Source organism: Clostridium sp. CM037 (assembly GCF_055081095.1).
On sequence record NZ_CM143650.1, the window covers coordinates 1,699,657 to 1,717,607 of the forward strand.

At 29.0% G+C, this 17,951-nt stretch carries 17 protein-coding genes; 16 read left to right on the forward strand and 1 reads right to left on the reverse strand.

Annotation, left to right across the window (positions count from 1 at the left end; translation table 11 throughout):
* The first annotated feature begins 56 nt into the window (after nucleotides 1-56).
* The 11 genes from ACWJKP_RS08095 (at nucleotide 57) to spo0A (ending at nucleotide 11,722) form a co-directional block, all read left to right on the forward strand.
* Complete coding sequence (locus ACWJKP_RS08095) at nucleotides 57-905, forward strand: bifunctional 5,10-methylenetetrahydrofolate dehydrogenase/5,10-methenyltetrahydrofolate cyclohydrolase (RefSeq protein ID WP_165412076.1); 849 nt, start codon at nucleotides 57-59, stop codon at nucleotides 903-905.
* Entirely contained in the window at nucleotides 895-2,100 is a 1,206-nt protein-coding gene (gene xseA / locus ACWJKP_RS08100) for an exodeoxyribonuclease VII large subunit (RefSeq protein WP_165412075.1), read from the forward strand. Before ACWJKP_RS08095 ends, xseA begins: the two co-directional genes overlap by 11 nt.
* Nucleotides 2,100-2,333 carry an exodeoxyribonuclease VII small subunit gene (locus ACWJKP_RS08105; protein ID WP_165412074.1) on the forward strand — a complete coding sequence of 78 codons (234 nt, stop codon included), beginning with the start codon at nucleotides 2,100-2,102 and terminating at the stop codon, nucleotides 2,331-2,333. Before xseA ends, ACWJKP_RS08105 begins: the two co-directional genes overlap by 1 nt.
* Before the next feature lie 44 nt (nucleotides 2,334-2,377).
* On the forward strand, nucleotides 2,378-3,250 hold the full coding sequence (locus tag ACWJKP_RS08110) for a polyprenyl synthetase family protein (protein ID WP_187351402.1): 873 nt from the start codon (nucleotides 2,378-2,380) through the stop codon (nucleotides 3,248-3,250).
* A 157-nt stretch (nucleotides 3,251-3,407) separates the two neighbouring features.
* Nucleotides 3,408-5,270 carry a 1-deoxy-D-xylulose-5-phosphate synthase gene (gene dxs, locus ACWJKP_RS08115; protein ID WP_462959607.1) on the forward strand — a complete coding sequence of 621 codons (1,863 nt, stop codon included), beginning with the start codon at nucleotides 3,408-3,410 and terminating at the stop codon, nucleotides 5,268-5,270.
* A gap of 35 nt (nucleotides 5,271-5,305) precedes the next feature.
* Entirely contained in the window at nucleotides 5,306-6,145 is an 840-nt protein-coding gene (locus tag ACWJKP_RS08120) for a TlyA family RNA methyltransferase (RefSeq protein WP_165412071.1), read from the forward strand.
* Nucleotides 6,146-6,176: 31 nt separating this feature from the next.
* The gene (locus tag ACWJKP_RS08125; protein WP_165412070.1) at nucleotides 6,177-7,058 is read left to right on the forward strand and encodes an NAD(+)/NADH kinase; all 882 of its coding nucleotides are present in this window, start codon (nucleotides 6,177-6,179) and stop codon (nucleotides 7,056-7,058) included.
* Entirely contained in the window at nucleotides 7,027-7,479 is a 453-nt protein-coding gene (locus tag ACWJKP_RS08130; RefSeq protein ID WP_165412069.1) for an arginine repressor, read from the forward strand. The genes ACWJKP_RS08125 and ACWJKP_RS08130 overlap by 32 nt, the downstream gene beginning before the upstream one ends.
* 11 nt (nucleotides 7,480-7,490) lie before the next feature.
* Nucleotides 7,491-9,179, forward strand: a complete 1,689-nt coding sequence (gene recN, locus ACWJKP_RS08135; RefSeq protein WP_165412068.1) for a DNA repair protein RecN — start codon at nucleotides 7,491-7,493, stop codon at nucleotides 9,177-9,179.
* A gap of 292 nt (nucleotides 9,180-9,471) precedes the next feature.
* A complete protein-coding gene (gene spoIVB, locus ACWJKP_RS08140; RefSeq protein WP_165412067.1) occupies nucleotides 9,472-10,701 on the forward strand; it encodes a SpoIVB peptidase in 1,230 nt (409 codons plus the stop codon).
* A gap of 205 nt (nucleotides 10,702-10,906) precedes the next feature.
* Nucleotides 10,907-11,722, forward strand: coding sequence for a sporulation transcription factor Spo0A (spo0A, locus tag ACWJKP_RS08145; protein WP_165412066.1), 816 nt, complete (start codon nucleotides 10,907-10,909; stop codon nucleotides 11,720-11,722).
* A 205-nt stretch (nucleotides 11,723-11,927) separates the two neighbouring features.
* On the opposite strand, the gene ACWJKP_RS08150 is transcribed toward spo0A, so the two are convergent.
* Nucleotides 11,928-12,740, reverse strand: a complete 813-nt coding sequence (locus ACWJKP_RS08150) for a hypothetical protein (RefSeq protein ID WP_165412065.1) — start codon at nucleotides 12,738-12,740, stop codon at nucleotides 11,928-11,930.
* A 294-nt stretch (nucleotides 12,741-13,034) separates the two neighbouring features.
* Here ACWJKP_RS08150 and spoIIM point away from each other — a divergent pair, with 294 nt between their 5' ends.
* The 5 genes from spoIIM (at nucleotide 13,035) to scpB (ending at nucleotide 17,883) form a co-directional block, all read left to right on the forward strand.
* A complete protein-coding gene (gene spoIIM / locus ACWJKP_RS08155) occupies nucleotides 13,035-13,685 on the forward strand; it encodes a stage II sporulation protein M (protein WP_165412064.1) in 651 nt (216 codons plus the stop codon).
* A gap of 267 nt (nucleotides 13,686-13,952) precedes the next feature.
* On the forward strand, nucleotides 13,953-14,831 hold the full coding sequence (locus ACWJKP_RS08160; RefSeq protein WP_462961484.1) for a tyrosine recombinase: 879 nt from the start codon (nucleotides 13,953-13,955) through the stop codon (nucleotides 14,829-14,831).
* A 225-nt stretch (nucleotides 14,832-15,056) separates the two neighbouring features.
* Nucleotides 15,057-16,238 carry a D-alanyl-D-alanine carboxypeptidase family protein gene (locus ACWJKP_RS08165; protein ID WP_165412062.1) on the forward strand — a complete coding sequence of 394 codons (1,182 nt, stop codon included), beginning with the start codon at nucleotides 15,057-15,059 and terminating at the stop codon, nucleotides 16,236-16,238.
* 303 nt (nucleotides 16,239-16,541) lie between these two features.
* Nucleotides 16,542-17,297, forward strand: coding sequence for a segregation/condensation protein A (locus ACWJKP_RS08170; RefSeq protein ID WP_165412061.1), 756 nt, complete (start codon nucleotides 16,542-16,544; stop codon nucleotides 17,295-17,297).
* Nucleotides 17,284-17,883 (forward strand): SMC-Scp complex subunit ScpB, encoded by a 600-nt coding sequence (gene scpB / locus ACWJKP_RS08175; RefSeq protein ID WP_165412060.1) that lies wholly within the window; start codon nucleotides 17,284-17,286, stop codon nucleotides 17,881-17,883. The genes ACWJKP_RS08170 and scpB overlap by 14 nt, the downstream gene beginning before the upstream one ends.
* Nucleotides 17,884-17,951: the final 68 nt, after the last annotated feature.

Here is a 17,951-nt window from a genome sequence, read left to right on the forward strand (position 1 = left end):
AACTGTATTATAATAACTAGTATTAAAAAAAAAACACATAACAAGGAGAGGATAATATGGGAATTAAAGTTAATGGCAAGGTGATAGTTGAAAAGTACAGAGATGAAATTAAATCAGTTATAAACGGCGGTATTAGTAAGGGACTTAGGGTGCCATCAATTAAAACCATATTAGTAGGTGACGATGGAGGTAGCACGTCATATGTAAAAAGTCAGAATAACCTCTGTAATAAATTAGGTATATCTTATACTTGTATTCACTTGGATAAAGACGTTGATCAAAAATATATTGTAGATATTATAGAAAAATTGAATGAAGATAATACTGTGGATGGTGTAATCATTCAATTGCCTTTACCGAAAAAGTTTAATGAGAAGGAAATCACTTCTAAAATTTCATATAAAAAGGATATTGATGGATTAAGTGATGTAAATATGGGCAGATTTTATAAGGGAGAGAAAAGTTTTATTCCTTGCACTGCTTTAGGAGTCATTGAAATGATTAAAAGTACTGGATGCGTTATTAAAGGGAAACATGCTGTTGTTATTGGTAGAAGTAATATTGTTGGAAAACCAGGAGCACAATTGCTACTTAATGAAGATGCAACAGTAACAATATGTCATTCTAAAACAACAAACTTAAAGGAAATTTGCAAAACAGCAGATATAATAGTTGCCGCAATAGGTAAACCAGGTTTTGTAACAAGTGATTTTATTAAAGAAGGAGCAGTTGTTATAGATGTTGGGACAACAATGGTGAATAATAAAGTAACTGGGGATGTATCTTTTGATGATGTTATTAATCATGCAAGTTATGTTACACCAGTACCAGGTGGAACGGGACTAATGACTACGACAATGCTTATAAAAAATGCTTGCATGGCATGGAGGGATAATGTTTATTAAAGTATTAACAGTAACTGATCTTAATGGATATATTAAGAAAATAATAGACAGTGACTTTATATTAAAAAACTCAAATGTTAAAGGCGAACTATCTAATGTAAAATTGCATTCTAGCGGGCACATATATTTTTCATTAAAAGATGCATTTGGAAAGATAAATTGTGTAATGTTTAAATCGCAGGCTTTTAAACTTAAAATTGCACCTAGAGATGGCATGAATGTTATCATTAGTGGTAGGGTTTCTGTTTATGAAAAAGAGGGGTCTTATCAGCTTTATTGTGACTCCATGGAGCAGGATGGAGAAGGCCAGTTATATTTGACTTTTCAAAATCTAAAAGAGAAATTAGAGAAAAAAGGATTATTTGATAAAAAACACAAGAAAAGTATACCTTCATTTCCTACTAGAATAGGAATAATTACATCCCCAACAGGAGCTGCAGTTAAAGATATTATTAATGTTGCAACAAGACGTAACTTAAAGGTTAACATGCTTATATACCCAACAATTGTTCAAGGTGTAAATGCTAGCGAGAGTGTTGCGCAAGGTGTAAAATATTTTAATGAACTAAAAAATGTTGATTTAATCATTATTGCAAGAGGAGGAGGCTCAATTGAGGAGTTATGGGCATTCAATGAAGAAAATTTAGCAGTCACTATCTATAATTCTAAAATACCTATAATTACTGGAATTGGTCACGAAACGGATTTTACTATAGCAGATTTCGTAAGCGACCTTAGGGCGCCGACTCCATCGTCCGCAGCAGAAATTGCTGTGAGAAATTTAAAAGAGTTAAATAATGAAATTAAATCACTTAGAGAACTCTTACTAAAATCTGTGGAATTTAAGGTTAACAAAGAATATAATAAAGTTAATTTATTAAATAAAACTTTGAAAATAAATAGTCCTTTAAATTTTATAGTTAATCAATATATCCATATAGATAATTTAAAAGAAAATCTAAGTTACAGGTTTAATGCGAAAATTTCACTAGAAAAGCAGAAACTTTCCAAGTTCAATGCTCTTTTGCATGCTCATAACCCCTTAAATGTATTGAATAAGGGATATGCGGTACTTCAAAACAATGAAAATGAAGTTATTAGTGAAATTAGTGATTTGAAAAATATAAAAGAGGTGAAAATTACATTAAAGGACGGTAGTGGTAGATTTAATGTAAGAAATTTGGAGGAGTTCTAATGGCAAAGAAAAAAGAATCTTATGAAAATATGATGGTTCGTCTTGAAGAAATTGTAGACCTGATGAATGGGAATGAAGTTACGTTAGAACAAACTATGATTAATTATGAAGAAGGTATAAAAATCTGCAACAGTTTATACAAAATTTTAAATGATACAGAAGGTAAAATAAAGATATTAACAGCTGAAGGTGAAAGGGATTTTATGACTCTTGCGGAGGTCGTTAAAGATTAGATTACACTATATTATTTTTACAACCTATCATGAAAAGAAGGGATATAATGAATATAAAATTGCTAAAAGATGTAGTAGAACACTGGATAAATGATTATTTTGATAATAAACCAGAAATTGACAATAGAAATTTCGAATCGATGATTTATAGTATAAAAGTCGGTGGGAAAAGAGTCAGACCGATTTTAATGCTTCTTACATACAATATGTACAAGGAAGATTATAGAGATATTTTACCTTTTGCAGCGGCCCTTGAAATGATTCATACATATTCCCTTATTCATGACGATCTGCCCAGTATGGATAACGATGATTTGCGCAGAGGAAAGCCTACAAATCACAAAATTTATGGAGAGGCAATTGCAATACTCGCAGGAGATGGATTATTAAATGAAGCTATGATTATAATGCTAAATCAATGTTTAGATGGAAGTTTAAATAAAATTAAGGCAAGTGCCTTCATAGCAAAAGCTTCTGGAGCTCAGGGGATGATAGCTGGACAAATCTGTGATATTTTAAGTGAAGGCATCGCAATATCAGAGGAAGAACTTCTGTATATGCATAGAAATAAAACTGGAGAATTAATTAAAGTAGCAATAATATGTGGTGCTATATTAGGCAATGCCAGTGAAGAAGAGTTAAGTGAATTAAAAGAGTATGGTGACAAATTAGGTTTGGCATTTCAAATTAAGGATGATATATTAGATGTAATTGGAGATGTTAGTGTTTTAGGTAAAAATGTAAAAAGCGACGAGTGTAATAATAAAACTACTTTTATAACCATGTATGGTTTGGAAAAATGTAAGGAAAAGTGTAATGATTTAAGCGAAGAGTGTTTTGAGATATTAAAAAATCTTAAGGTGAATACAAAGTATTTAGAAGAAATGACGGAATTTTTATTAAAAAGGGAATATTGAAAATTTACTAATATTCTTTGATTAATGAACTACACCTTAAATGTCATTAAATTGTATTTTAAGTCGAAACAGCTTTTGAATTAAATATTATTATATGATATAATATCTCCATAAATGTGGGTATAATAATATAATTAATAAAAGAGGATAGATGTATATGAGTAAAATTTTAGATGATTTTAATGACATAAATTCAGTGAAAAAAATGTCTATACAAGAGTTGAATGTTTTTGCAGGAGAAATTAGAAGTTTTCTAATTGAAAAAGTATCTAAAACTGGAGGACATTTAGCTTCTAATTTAGGTGTAGTAGAATTAACATTAAGTTTATACAATGTTTTTAATTTGGATAAAGACAAATTAATATGGGATGTAGGTCACCAATCTTATGTACATAAAATTCTTACAGGAAGAAAAGATAAATTTGATGCACTTAGAAATTTCGGTGGATTAAGTGGTTTTCCTAAAAAAGAAGAAAGCAAATATGATATATTTGAATCAGGACATAGTAGTACTTCTATTTCTGCAGGGCTGGGCATTGCAAGGGCTAGAGATTTACAAAAGGAAGATTATAACGTTATTTCGGTAATAGGTGATGGTGCACTTACAGGAGGTATGTCTTTTGAGGCATTAAATGATATAGGCTTTAGGAAAACTAAAATGATTATTGTGCTTAATGATAATCAAATGTCTATTTCTAAAAATGTTGGAGGCATGTCTAAGTACCTAAGCCAATTTAGAATTGACCCAACTTATAATAGAATAAAAAAAGAAATAAATTCTACGCTTAGAAAAATTCCTAGCGTAGGAGACGGTATGGTTAGTTCAATTCAAAAGATTAAAAATGGAATTAAGCAGGTTATTGTGCCAGGGATGCTCTTTGAGCATATGGGTATTAAATATTTAGGACCTATAGATGGACATGATATTAAAGAGGTAAGCAAGGTATTGAAGCTAGCTAAAGAAATAGACGGACCAGTGATTATTCATGTTATAACTAAAAAGGGCAAGGGTTATAAATTTGCTGAAAACCAGCCACGTAAATACCATAGCGTAGGTCCATTTAACCCCTTAATTGGAGAGCTATGTGGTAGTTCTAAGAAAAGTTACTCTGATGGATTTGGGGAGCAGATTGTAAGCCTTGCAAAGGAGAACAAAAATATAGTGGCAATAACAGCTGCCATGCCTGAGGGTACTGGCCTAGAAATGTTTTCAAAACAGTTTCCTAATAGATTTTTTGATGTAGGAATTGCGGAGCAACATGCAGTTACTATGGCAGCAGGAATGGCATCGCAAGGTTTAAAACCTATTTTTGCGGTTTACTCAACTTTTCTTCAGAGAGCTTATGACCAAATTGTACATGATGTATGCATTCAAAAGTTACCTGTTATTTTTGCTATAGATAGAGCGGGCATTGTTGGAGCCGATGGAGAAACACATCAAGGAGTATTTGATTTATCATATTTATCTCATATTCCCAATATGACAATTATGGCTCCAAAATGTATAAGTGAATTGAAGACTATGTTAACTTTTGCAGTTAAACAAGATTACCCAATTGCTATAAGATACCCAAGGGGTGGGGATAATTGCAATGTTAAAATGTCTCCTATTGAAAACTTTAAGAGGGGGAAATGGGAAACCCTTTTAGGCGGTGGAAAAATAGCCTTTATAGCTACAGGTAAAATGGTTCAAAATGCTATATTGGTTAGAGAAAAATTAAACAATATGGGAATAGAAGCTACTGTAATTAATGCGTGTTTTATTAAACCTATTGATAAAGAACTACTTTTAGAGCTAGTGAATAAAAAATATTCTTTAGTAACTATAGAGGATAATCTTGTGCATGGGGGATTAGGTTCTTTAGTACTAGAATATGTGAATTCACTTACGACAAAAACAAGGGTCATTAATTTAGGATTTAAAGATGAGTTTATTCCTCACGGAACAGTTGACATACTGTATAAATTACATAAACTAGATGTAGATGGGATTTTTGAAAGTATTTTAGGGTTAGTTTAAATAATGCACTTTAGTGGAGTCTTAAGGAGTTTTTTATGTTAGAAGATAAACAAAGATTAGATGTTCTTGTAGTTAAAAGGGGAGTTCTATTTTCAAGAGAAAGAGCAAAGGAAAATATAATTTCCGGAAATATATTTGTGGATGGTATTATGACTACTAAATGTGGGAAAAAAGTAGATATATCATCTAGTATTGAATTCATAGGAGAAGATATTCCTTATGTAAGCAGGGGTGGATTAAAGCTTCAAAAGGCTATAAATTCTTTCGATATTGAACTTAAAGATAAAGTTTGCCTAGATATAGGTGCATCTACAGGCGGGTTTACAGATTGCATGCTTCAACATGGAGCATGCAAGGTATACGCTATAGATGTTGGAACAAATCAGTTAGATGATAAATTGAGAGGCGACGTGCGAGTAGTATCCATGGAAAATACAAACATAAGATATTTAAATGTAGATAGTATAGGAGAACTTGCCGATTTTGCAAGTATTGATGTATCATTTATATCCCTGGAAAAAGTTATTCCCAATTTACTTAACCTATTAAAAAATGATGGTAGCGTTGTAGCACTATTAAAGCCACAATTTGAAGTAGGTGTAGGCATCGTAAATAAAAAAGGTGTGGTTAAAAAACCTAGTGAACATGTAAAGGTAATAGTTAGAGTTTTAAACTTTCTGAGATGTCTAGATGTAAAGGTTATTAATGTTAATTACTCATCGATAAAAGGACCTAATGGGAATATTGAATATTTAATTTATTTTACAAAATCTAAAGAGAACTATGTGAATTATATTGAAGATAATATAACTCACATAGTTAGTGAAGCTCATAAAGATTTAAATAGGGTAAGCGAGGATAAAAATAATAGTTGATATATGATATAGAAGGCGGCAAGGAGGGAATATGAAAAAAATTGGCATTAATATAAATACAACTAAGGATGAAGATGGGAAAATAAGTAAGTATGTAAAAAATATTATTAGTAAGTATATAGATGATACTAACATATTTGTATTTAAAGATTCCATTGGCCTTGAAAATATAAAATATAACGATTTAGATATTATTATTGCTTTAGGTGGAGATGGAACTATTTTAAGAACATCGCGAAATTTAAACAACTCTAATATCCCAATTTTAGGTGTGAATATAGGCAATCTGGGATTTCTTTCTAGTGTGGAGTTACTAGAGTTTGAAAATGCTATGAAAAGATTTAGTGAAGATGATTATTATGTAGAAGACAGAATGATGCTTAATTGCACTTTGCCATATCGAGATAAAACTGAAGAATATACTGCTTTAAATGATATAATTGTATCAAAGGGAACACTAGCGAGAGTTGTTAAATATGAATTACACATAGATAATAAGTTTTACATTGAGTTTACAGGGGATGGGCTTATAATATCTACGCCAACAGGGTCTACAGCATATTCATTATCTGCAGGAGGGCCTATAATTTATCCTAACTTAGATGTTATAGCTGTAACTCCTATTTGCCCATTATCTTTATATATGAGAACTATAGTGCTGGACTGTAAAAGTGAAATATCTATAAATATAAAAAGTGAACATGAAAGCATATTTTTGACATTAGATGGACAACGGGCAATAAAGCTAAATAACTATGAGAAAATATTAGTAAGTGTTTCAAATAAGAAGTGTAGATTGGTTAAATTTAATGATTATAATTATTTTGAAATTTTGAGAAAAAAAATAATTTCTAGAACAATGGATTGTGAGGGAGAAAAAAATGAAGATTTCACGTCATGCAAAAGTAATTGAGATTATCCAAGCTAATGAGATTGAAACTCAGGAGCAGTTAGCAGAAGAACTAAAAAACAATGGATTTGATATTACTCAAGCAACTGTATCGAGAGACATAAAGGAATTGAAATTAATTAAGGTTATGAATGCACATGGAAGTCACAAGTATGCAACTAGTTCTCCGGCGGATACCTTTTTATCAAATAAATTGGTTAATATTTTTTCTCAAACAGTTCTTTATGTTGACCATGTAGATAATTTTATAGTATTAAAAACGATTTCTGGAGCTGGAGCTGCTGCTGCTGAAGCTTTAGATTCTTTAAAGTTCAATGGTATTGTAGGTACTATAGCTGGAGATAATACTATATTTATTTTAGTTAGAAAAGAAGAAGAGACAAAAGAGATAATCCAAAAAATTAAAAAAATGATTAGTGAATAGGAGGAGGTAGTATGCTCCTACAATTAAATATTATGAATTTTGCCCTAATTGAAAAGTTAAGTATTAATTTTGAAAAAGGATTTAATGTCCTTTCTGGTGAAACAGGAGCGGGAAAATCAATTTTAATTGATGCTATAAATTATGTATTAGGGGGTAAATTCAATAAGAACTTAATCAGGACAGGTGAAAACAAAACTTATGTTGAGGCAATATTTAGCATTGATACTAAAAATAACAAAAATGCTTTAGATGAGATGGATATTGATTATGAGGACATGGTATTTATAAGTCGCGAAACTTTTCAATCTGGGAAAAGTATTGCAAAAGTTAATGGTAAATCATTGCTACTCTCAAAGGTTAAGTATATTAGTAAAAATTTATTGGATATTCATGGTCAACATGATAATCATAATTTATTAGATAAAGTCAATCATATATTTTATGTGGATTCCTTTGGAACTGATAAAATTCATAAGGTTCTTGTGGGATATAATGAGAAATATGTAAGAATGACTACAATCAAAAATAGAATTAATAAACTTGAAGGAAATGAAGGACAGCGAGAAAAAAGAATCGATTTCTTGAATTACCAGTTAGAAGAAATTAAAAGCGCCAATCTCAAAATTGGTGAAGACCAGGATCTTTTAGAAAAATATGCAATCATTAGCAATGCAGAAAATTTGGAAAAACATTTATCAAAAAGTTATGCATTATTAGATACCAGTGATGAGGAAAATACTTCGGTTTTTTATAATTTAGCTATGGCTATTAAGGAATTAAGAAGTATAGAAAAGCACATGGAAAAAATAAAATTAATTGCAGACTCTATAGAAGAAAGCTATTTTAATATAGAGGAAAATATTACGGATTTAAGAAACTTAAAAGAGACAATTTATTATGATGAAAAAGAATTAGAGTATATGAATAGTCGAATAAGCCTGATTAACACTTGTAAGAAGAAGTATGCACCTACCATTGAGGAAATTTATGAATATAAAGAAAAAATCCAAATTGAATATGAAGAATTAATTAATAGTAGTGATATAATCATTGTTCTTAAAAAAGAAAAAATAGCTCTTGAGCGTGAAATGAAAATTATAGCAGATCAGATTCATGAAATTAGATCTGATACAGCAAAAAAACTCCAAGGTAAAATAAAAGATGAATTAAATTATATTGGCCTTGAAAAAAGTGAGTTCTACATAGAAGTAAAACTCGTAAATGAATTTTATGAAAATGGCTGTGATAAAGTTCAATTTTGTATATCTACTAATCCTGGAGAACCACTAAATCCATTAGAAAATATTGTGTCTGGTGGGGAATTATCACGTATAATGCTTGCACTCAAAACTGTATTCGTTAATAAGGATGAAATACCTACTGTTATATTTGATGAAATAGACACTGGTATTAGTGGTAGAATCGCGCAATGTGTTGCAGAAAAGATGTATTCAATATCATTAAACCATCAAATCCTTTGTGTAACACATTTGCCCCAAATAGCTAGTATGGCAGATACAAATTATTTAATATCTAAAAATGTTTTAAAAAATAAAACTTATACCAATGTTATAAAAATGAATGATGAAGAAAAGCAACAAGAAATAGCTAGAATGATTGGTGGTACACAGGTTACTAAATTAACCTTGGAAAATTCTAAAGAAATGATAAATATGGCAAAGAAACAAAAAAAATATTAATTTTGTTTTTTAGGTTAGCATAGTTATAAAAATAGGTTAATAGGGAAAAGTAAAGTCATAATTTTATGGCTTTATTTTTTTCGTTTTTTTTAACCTAAAGTATAAAGCCTCTAAGTTTGTATAATTAATAAAAATGTAAAAATAATTGCAATAGAGGGTAATTTTTTTAATTTAGTATAAATTAGTTTTGAATCTATGTCTTTGACTATTTTTGAATTAATGTTATAGCATAATATGGAGAATTCGAGGGTAACTTAAAGTTATAAATATAAGAGAAAAGGAGGTAAAGCTTATGAAGAAAAGGTTAAATATAATATGTTGGATTATAACACCTTTAGTAGTAATAATTGCTTTAAGTGCGTATCTTAAAGTCCAAAATAAAATTGTTGCAGCATATGATAGACCAATGGAAACATTATATTCTAACAAACTTGTAAAAGTAAAAGACGATAAAGACATTATTCTTAATAAACCAGATATAAATAATAAAAAGAAAAATGAGAAAAAAGTTAATTTAGAAAATAGCTTAGAAGTTGAATCAACATTTATAAAAGACAAATCAGATTTAATGGTTTATCCAGGAGGACAACCAATTGGTGTTAAATTGAATACTAAAGGTGTTTTAGTAGTAGCTTTATCTGATATTCAAGGTATAAATGGTAAAACACCAAGTCCTGCCGCAAATGCAGGTGTACAAATAGGTGATAGTATAATAAGTATAAATAATGTTGAAATAAATCATGCAGAAGATGTAATAAGATTTATAAATAAAGAAAAAAATACAGAACTCACTCTTAAATTACAACGTAAAAATGATTTAACATTTTTTCAAGTTAAAATTAAACCAACTATTGATTCAGAAGATGGAAAACAAAAAATTGGTTTATGGGTACGCGACTCAACTGCTGGTGTAGGAACATTAACGTTTTATGATGATAAAACTAAAAAATTTGCTGCGTTAGGTCATCCTATTACAGATGCTGATGCCGGAACAATATTGAATGTTAATAATGGTGTAATTATATCATCTAATATTGTATCAGTAAAAAAAGGAACAAGAGGAACTCCAGGAGAGTTAAGAGGACTTTTCATAGATGAAAGCAAAATAAAAGGTCAAATAACCAAAAATACTGAATGTGGTATATTTGGAGAAGGAACTAAAAGTCTTATAAATAATAAATTTAGTAAAGCTATGAAAATAGGACTAAGAAATGAAATTAAAGAAGGAAAAGCTCAAATTTTAACCACTATAAATGGTAGTGAACCACAATTGTTTCAAATAGAAATTCAGAAACTATTACCTCAAAATAAATCCGGATCGAAAAGTATGGTCATTAAAATTACAGATCCTAGGCTTCTAGAAAAAACTGGCGGCATAGTGCAAGGTATGAGTGGTAGTCCAATAATTCAGAATGATAAGATTATTGGTGCGGTAACCCATGTTTTAATTAATAAACCTGATTTAGGATATGGAATATATATAGAATGGATGTTGAAAGATGCAGGTATTTTATCAAATTAACTAGCATTATTTAAAAAAAGGGGTTAAAATAGATATTAAGCAATAAAGGATAGCGGATGCTATCCTTTATTTTATAAAAAATGATAAATAATGATAAATAATTATTTATTTGTAAATTTTCTTAATATAAGAAGGAATTGTAATTCTTTTGTCGAATTAATATTTGTTAAGATATGGGAATTTATTTATAAAGGGGAGTTATAATATGGAAGAAGCTAGAATTAGTGTGCTTATTGCAGATGATAATAAAGAATTTTGCAATATTTTAAATGATTATTTATTAAGCCAAAGAGATATTATGGTTACAGGTATTGCAAAAGATGGAATAGAAGCTCTTAAGTTAATAAAAGAGAGAAAGCCTGACTTGGTAGTATTAGACATAATAATGCCACATTTAGATGGTCTTGGGGTACTAGAAAGATTGGGTAGTATGGACCTTGAACCAATACCAAAAATAATAGTATTATCTGCAGTTGGGCAAGATAAGATTACACAAAGAGCTATTGCATTGGGAGCAGATTATTATGTAGTAAAACCATTTGATATGGAAGTTTTTACAAAGAGAATAAGACAAATGTTTAATAATACAATTTCAAGTGATAACAGCAAAAAATCAATATCTTTTATTGATACATCTGAAACTAGAAAAAGTAATCATAACGAACCAATGGATTTAGAAGCTGAAATTACAAATATAATTCATGAAATTGGTGTTCCAGCTCATATTAAGGGATACATGTATCTAAGAGAAGCAATCACTATGGTAGTTAATGATATTGAACTTCTATCCGCAGTGACGAAGGAATTATATCCATCTATTGCTAAAAAATTCAACACAACTGCTAGTAGGGTAGAAAGAGCAATAAGGCATGCTATAGAAGTAGCATGGGGACGTGGTCAAGTTGAAACAATAAATAAAATATTTGGTTATACCATACATAATGCTAAAGGTAAACCAACCAATAGTGAATTTATAGCTATGGTAGCCGATAAGTTAAGATTACAAAACAGGGTTTCTTAGCCTTATATAACGACGGTTTCAGACCGGTTTGTTTTTTATCGAAGTTAATTATTTAGTTAATATTGAGTTATAAAACAAAAACTAATAGACTTATTCATTTATTAAGTAAATGAATAAGTTTATTTTTATGGAAATGATTGATACTCATAAAATGTAGTAGATTAGCCAATAGTTTCATAGGGGATTTTGATATAGAAATATGAGTTTATTTTTTGAAAATCATACTTCTTATTATATAAATTCTATTCGGAGAAGCGTATCCCATAGCTAAATAGGACTTTCCATATTCTAAAGCAAAAGTTAAACCCTCACTTTCTCCTGGGTTATTAAAATGATAAGTTGCAATTATTATGCCTTCATAATTTAATATTGTAATCTTATTATTTGTATATAAATAAATGTATTTGCCATCTGTTTCTAAGCCTTGTGGAACACCTTGCGTAGCAATATTAAAAGTATTTATTACATTCATGTTGGCTAAATTTATAATAGTAAATGTTGGATTACCAATATCGGCTCCACTTGAAATGGTATGGAGTATTAAATAATCATGGACATTATCTATAGCAAGTAAGGCTGATGTTCCCAAACGTTCATAGCTTAAATTACTTAATATTGTACTTGTAGTATAATCAACAACATAAATATGAGTTAAATTAGTTCCTCCACCATTAGCAATATAAATTTTGTTTGTTTTGGTTCTATATCCAAGTTCAGCACAATGGCCTACAGACATAGATGCTGTTTCACATATTTTCTTTCCTGACATATCATATTTAATTATTTTCCCGTTTCCAGCTCCTAAATCAAAGCCACAATAAAAATGTCCATCAAAAAATGTTAATCCTTGAAAATTTTTAGTGGATGGAATACGAAATAGTAATTCATATTGAAATTTTTCTGTTTTATTATTCGGAGATATTCTGTCATTTTTAATAGCAAATGTTAAATTATTATCGAAAGTATTAATAGATAAGGCCAAGGCACACACGCATAAGTATCTTCTATAAGTTTTCAATTTAATAACACCTACCTTTTATTTTATAGTATGTTTATAATCATAAATTTTAATGCTAGCGATTTCTGGGACATGGCAAAAAAATATTCACTTATGTAGTAAAGTAAATTAAATATGCATATAACCATCTTTGATATCATAAATATGAATTAAGTTATAATATTGCAGCACCGCAGGTGATAATTTAATTCATATAAGGGGAATTTTAGCATACATATAACGTAAGTGAATTTTAACAATATATTATGAATAGCTAAAAAACAAGCAGAGTGATCAACAAAAGGGGGAAAAATTATGTCATCTAATACTTTAATGGGAAACATAAACAAACATATACAAGAAAATTTTTGGCTATATATTATAAGTATTCTTTGCGTATTTACAGGTATAATTTTAGGAATCTACAGTGTGAAGTACATGGGGGATTTTGAACGAAATGATTTAGTAAATTACTTGATGAATTTTATTGATCCTTCAAATACAAGTGGGATTAGTTATAAATTAATATTTTTACAATCGATTAAAAATAATCTGCCTGTGATTATTTTTCTTTGGTTTTTAGGTTTAACTATTGTCGGGATACCAATAATTATAATTATTGATTTATTGAAAGGATTTACAGTTGGATTTACCTTTAGCTTTATGATTAGCGGCCTAGGAAAGAATGGCATTGGTATAGCAATACTAGGGGTGATACCTCAGAATTTAATTTATATTCCATGCATTATTTTTGCATCTGTAGTATCAATGGAATTTTCTATAATGCTACTTAAGAGTAAGTTCAATAAACAATGGACAAGTAGTTTATCTAGCAGAATAATATATTATAGTGCAATATTCATTGTAATAATAATTTTCTTGTTTATAGGGATAATTATAGAATCTTATATTGCACCGCATTTTGTTAAAAATCTTATTAATAATTTGGGAGCAGTAAGCAAATGAAGCATAAGGATGTATTGCACTTTATAATGTTAACAATAAAATGTTTTGTGATTTTACTAGTAATTGGAATTTACTTGCCTAAAGCTGTGGATTACTTGCTTCAAAATTTAATTAATAATACAAAAATCTACAAAAATAGTGTTGTAGTTTACAAATTAGTTGATAATAATTATAAATTAATTTATAATTATATTCTTACATTTTATTTATTCTTTAGAGTATAATGTATGTATATATTAATATTCTCTATAATATGGGAGATACATTATGAATGATTTATTAAAAATCTATAGCGATAATTTAAAAAACAATAAACTAACGAGAAATACTATTGAAGCTTACACTCGAGATGTTAAACGTTTTATTGAATTTATGGAATATAAAAATGAAAGTATAAAAACGGTTGATTGCATAACAATAATGGCATATTCTGAGTATCTTAGAAAAGAAGGTCGTGCAAATAGTTCCATAGCAAGAAGTATAGTTTCCATCAGAAATTACTATAAATATCTTATTAAAAACGATTTTGCAGAACATGACCCAACAGCCTATTTTTCAATTGCAAAAATTAAACGAAATATACCTCAAATTCTATCTATCGAGGAGATAGATGAATTATTAAATCAACCAGAAGAGTCAACGATTAAAGGATGTAGAGATAAAGCAATGCTAGAATTAATGTATGCTACAGGCATAAAGGTTTCAGAACTTTTAAGTTTAACAACATATGATATTAATTTAGAATTGCTATACATAAGGTGCAATAATGGTAAGAAAAATGAAAGAATAATTCCTATTGGTACCCAGGCGGTTAGATGTCTATCGCAGTATTTAAAGACAAGATCTATTATAAACTTAAATAATTTAAGTTTACTCTTTTTAAATATAAAAGGGGATAAAATGACAAGGCAAGGCTATTGGAAAATTATTAAAGAGTATGCTAAAAAGACTAATATTAAAAAAGCTATAAATTCTTATACAATAAGACATTCATTTGCTGTGCATTTATTGCAAAATGGCGCTGGTATAGCCTCAGTTCAAGAACTATTAGGTCATAATAGTATGACTACAACTCAAATTTACTCAACTATAGTTAAAAAGAGCAAAATTGCTGAAATTTATAAGAATACTCATCCTAGAGCATAAGATAAATGATTTAACTACAATGTAGAATTTAAATAGAATATGGAAAAATCCGCTTTCACTAATTATGAAGGCGGGTTTTTATTTTTGTTTGTAACTATAATAATTTTTTTATTTTATTATAAATAAATAGTGATAATATTAATGCAAATTGGTAAAAATAATGTTATGAATTTTAAACAACGCAGACATTTTTGTCTAGCGAAAAGTAATAAGAGGAGGATACATATGAAAAGGAACTTTAGGAACGTATTATGTTTAATTTTAACGTTGATTTTTACAACACAGTTTTTCTGCCTGCCAGCTAAGGCAGAAGGAGAAAATAAGGATGATAAAGGAATTGTAGTAGAAGCAAAGTCAGCACTACTAATGGAACCATCCACTGGCAAAATAATATATGAAAAAAATTCTCATGAGAGATTTGCACCAGCATCAGTAACTAAAATAATGACTATGTTATTAGCTATGGAGGCCATAGATTCTGGTAAGATTAAATTACAAGATAAGATAACCGTAAGTGAAAACTCGAAAAAAATGGGTGGAAGTAGTATGATTCTTGAAACTGGTGAAATTAGAACCGTGGAAGAAATTTTAAAAGGGATTGCCATTGCATCAGGAAATGATGCAGCAGTGGCAATGGCAGAATATCTAGGTGGCAGTGAAGGTGCTTTTGTAAATATGATGAATGAAAGAGCAAAAAGTCTTAATATGAAAGATACTGCTTTCAAAAACTGCACTGGTCTAAGTGCAGTAGGGCATTTTACAACTGCCTATGATATTTCAATTATGTCTAGAGCGCTATTAAAACATCCTAAAATATTAAAATATTCAGGAACCTACATGGAAACTATTTCAGAGGGCAGAAAGTCACCTATAGGTCTTGTAAATCATAATAAGCTTGTTAGATTCTTTGCTGGATGTGATGGACTCAAGACTGGATTTACAAATGAGGCAATGTATTGTATGTCTGCGACTGCAACACGAAGCAATGTAAGGATGCTTGCAATAATTATGGGTGCGCCAACTTACACAAAAAGAAATAGAGATGCTAGCATGTTAATGAATTACGGATTTACAAAATTTGAGACGAAAAAAGTAATAGAAAAAGATCAAGGATTAGAAAAAGTAATTTTAAATAAGAAAGGTGATAAGTTCCTAATAGCTAAAGCACATAAAGATTTCCTTATAACCCTTGAAAAAGGTAATAAAAATAAAATAACTAAAAAATTTGTTATGAAGGAAGGTTTGAAAGAGTATAAAAAGGATGTCGCAATTGGATTTTGTGAAATATATGTCGATAATAAGTTAAGTGGTAAGATTGTTATTTACAGCGATAGGGATATAAAAAAATCTAGAGTGTGGGATAATATTAAAAATAACTTTACAGACTTATTTGATAAGGCGATTTAACAAAACTTTATAGTAGTGTTTACAGATTTATGTAGATATAAAAATATAGCTTCTGGGCAATAAATTATTTGCTTAGAAGCTAAGTTTTTATAAAATAATATACTTTAGGAATTAAAATGTCAGACTTAATTGGGAATATTACAAATATTAAAGGACTTGAAAAGTGTAATATGAAATAAAACAAGCTAGTAAATTGACTAGTTATTTTTCCATAGATGAATTATACTTAGAATAGACTTGATATAAAGAAATCAAAGTAAAACTTATATTTCTTTAAAATTATTTATTTAGGAGAGAGTGTACATGCCATTAAGTATAAAGGTAACTAATTTTGAAGGCCCATTTGACTTGTTATTACATCTTATTAAGAAAAATGAGATGAACATATATGATATCAATATTGTTGAAATCACAAATCAGTATTTGGGGTGTCTTAAAAGTATGAAGGAAATGGATTTAGAGGTGACATCAGAATTCATAGTTATAGCCGCAACTTTAATTGAAATTAAATCGAAATATTTGTTGCCTAAAAATAAAGAGGATCATAGCGAAGAAGAAGAAATTGATGTAGAAAGGGAATTGCTAAATAAATTGATAGAATATAGAAAATATAAAACTATAGCTGAGAATTTAAAGGTGTTGGAACAGGGTACAGGTATAATGATTAGTAAAAAACCAGAAATAATTGAAGAGGATAATGAAAACACTAAGGAAATGGATTTTTTGAAAAATATTACAATGCTTGATTTGTACAATTCATACAATAATTTAATGCAAGTATATATAAATAAAATGAATACTGATAATATTATAAATAAAAAAATCCTATTAGATGAATATAAAATAGAAGATAAAATGGAGGAATTAAAAAGAGAGCTTGAATGTTTTGGAAAAATTCATTTTACAAAGTTAATATATGGATATTCATCAAAATTAGAAATTATTGTTACGTTTCTAGCATTACTTGAGCTTATAAAGATTAGAAGTGTGATAGTAATTCAAGAAAGTAATTTTAAAGATATATATTTAGAAAGGGTAAATGAATATGAACGAATTTAACACTAAACAATTAGAGATTGAAGAGGTTTCTACTAAAAATATATATTTTTCTATTATAGAATCATTGCTGTTTGTTGCCGGTGAATCATTAAAGCTAACTGAAATAGCAAATATATTAGAATGTAGCATTGGTTTTACAAGAGAATTAACAAATGAATTAAGAGCAAAATATGAAGAAGAGCAAAGAGGAATTAAAATTATAGTAACTAATGATGAATACCAATTTGTTACAAAATCTTGCAATAGTGAATATGTACAAAAGCTATTAAAGACAAGTATTAGACAATCTTTATCTCAAGCGTCTATTGAAACTTTAGCAATAATTGCGTACAAGCAACCCATAACCAGAGTGGAAATCGAGGAGATAAGAGGAGTTAAGAGCGATAGAGCAATTTATACATTGTCAGATAAAAAATTAATTAAAGAAACTGGACGAAAAAATGTTCCGGGAAGACCAATTATTTATGCAACCACGGATGAATTTCTTAAACATTTTGATTTTCAGAGTCTAAATGAAATGCCTTCTTTAGAGGAGATTAACAAAGAAAAAGTACAACAAAATATTGATAGCAATCAAACTGAGTAGATATTTTTTGAAGGCAACTGATGTATACACTTATTAACCCCACTATAATAAAATTTCCAGTGGAAAAT

Bases quoted from the DNA above. Each gene is read 5' to 3' on its own strand.
- ACWJKP_RS08130 (WP_165412069.1), top strand. From the start codon at position 7,027: ATGAAGATTTCACGTCATGCAAAAGTAATTGAGATTATCCAAGCTAAT.
- spoIIM (WP_165412064.1), top strand. From the start codon at position 13,035: ATGTCATCTAATACTTTAATGGGAAACATAAACAAACATATACAAGAA.
- ACWJKP_RS08125 (WP_165412070.1), top strand. From the start codon at position 6,177: ATGAAAAAAATTGGCATTAATATAAATACAACTAAGGATGAAGATGGG.
- spo0A (WP_165412066.1), top strand. From the start codon at position 10,907: ATGGAAGAAGCTAGAATTAGTGTGCTTATTGCAGATGATAATAAAGAA.
- xseA (WP_165412075.1), top strand. From the start codon at position 895: ATGTTTATTAAAGTATTAACAGTAACTGATCTTAATGGATATATTAAG.
- ACWJKP_RS08095 (WP_165412076.1), top strand. From the start codon at position 57: ATGGGAATTAAAGTTAATGGCAAGGTGATAGTTGAAAAGTACAGAGAT.
- ACWJKP_RS08105 (WP_165412074.1), top strand. From the start codon at position 2,100: ATGGCAAAGAAAAAAGAATCTTATGAAAATATGATGGTTCGTCTTGAA.
- recN (WP_165412068.1), top strand. From the start codon at position 7,491: ATGCTCCTACAATTAAATATTATGAATTTTGCCCTAATTGAAAAGTTA.
- dxs (WP_462959607.1), top strand. From the start codon at position 3,408: ATGAGTAAAATTTTAGATGATTTTAATGACATAAATTCAGTGAAAAAA.
- scpB (WP_165412060.1), top strand. From the start codon at position 17,284: ATGAACGAATTTAACACTAAACAATTAGAGATTGAAGAGGTTTCTACT.
- ACWJKP_RS08170 (WP_165412061.1), top strand. From the start codon at position 16,542: ATGCCATTAAGTATAAAGGTAACTAATTTTGAAGGCCCATTTGACTTG.
- spoIVB (WP_165412067.1), top strand. From the start codon at position 9,472: ATGAAGAAAAGGTTAAATATAATATGTTGGATTATAACACCTTTAGTA.
- ACWJKP_RS08160 (WP_462961484.1), top strand. From the start codon at position 13,953: ATGAATGATTTATTAAAAATCTATAGCGATAATTTAAAAAACAATAAA.
- ACWJKP_RS08120 (WP_165412071.1), top strand. From the start codon at position 5,306: ATGTTAGAAGATAAACAAAGATTAGATGTTCTTGTAGTTAAAAGGGGA.
- ACWJKP_RS08165 (WP_165412062.1), top strand. From the start codon at position 15,057: ATGAAAAGGAACTTTAGGAACGTATTATGTTTAATTTTAACGTTGATT.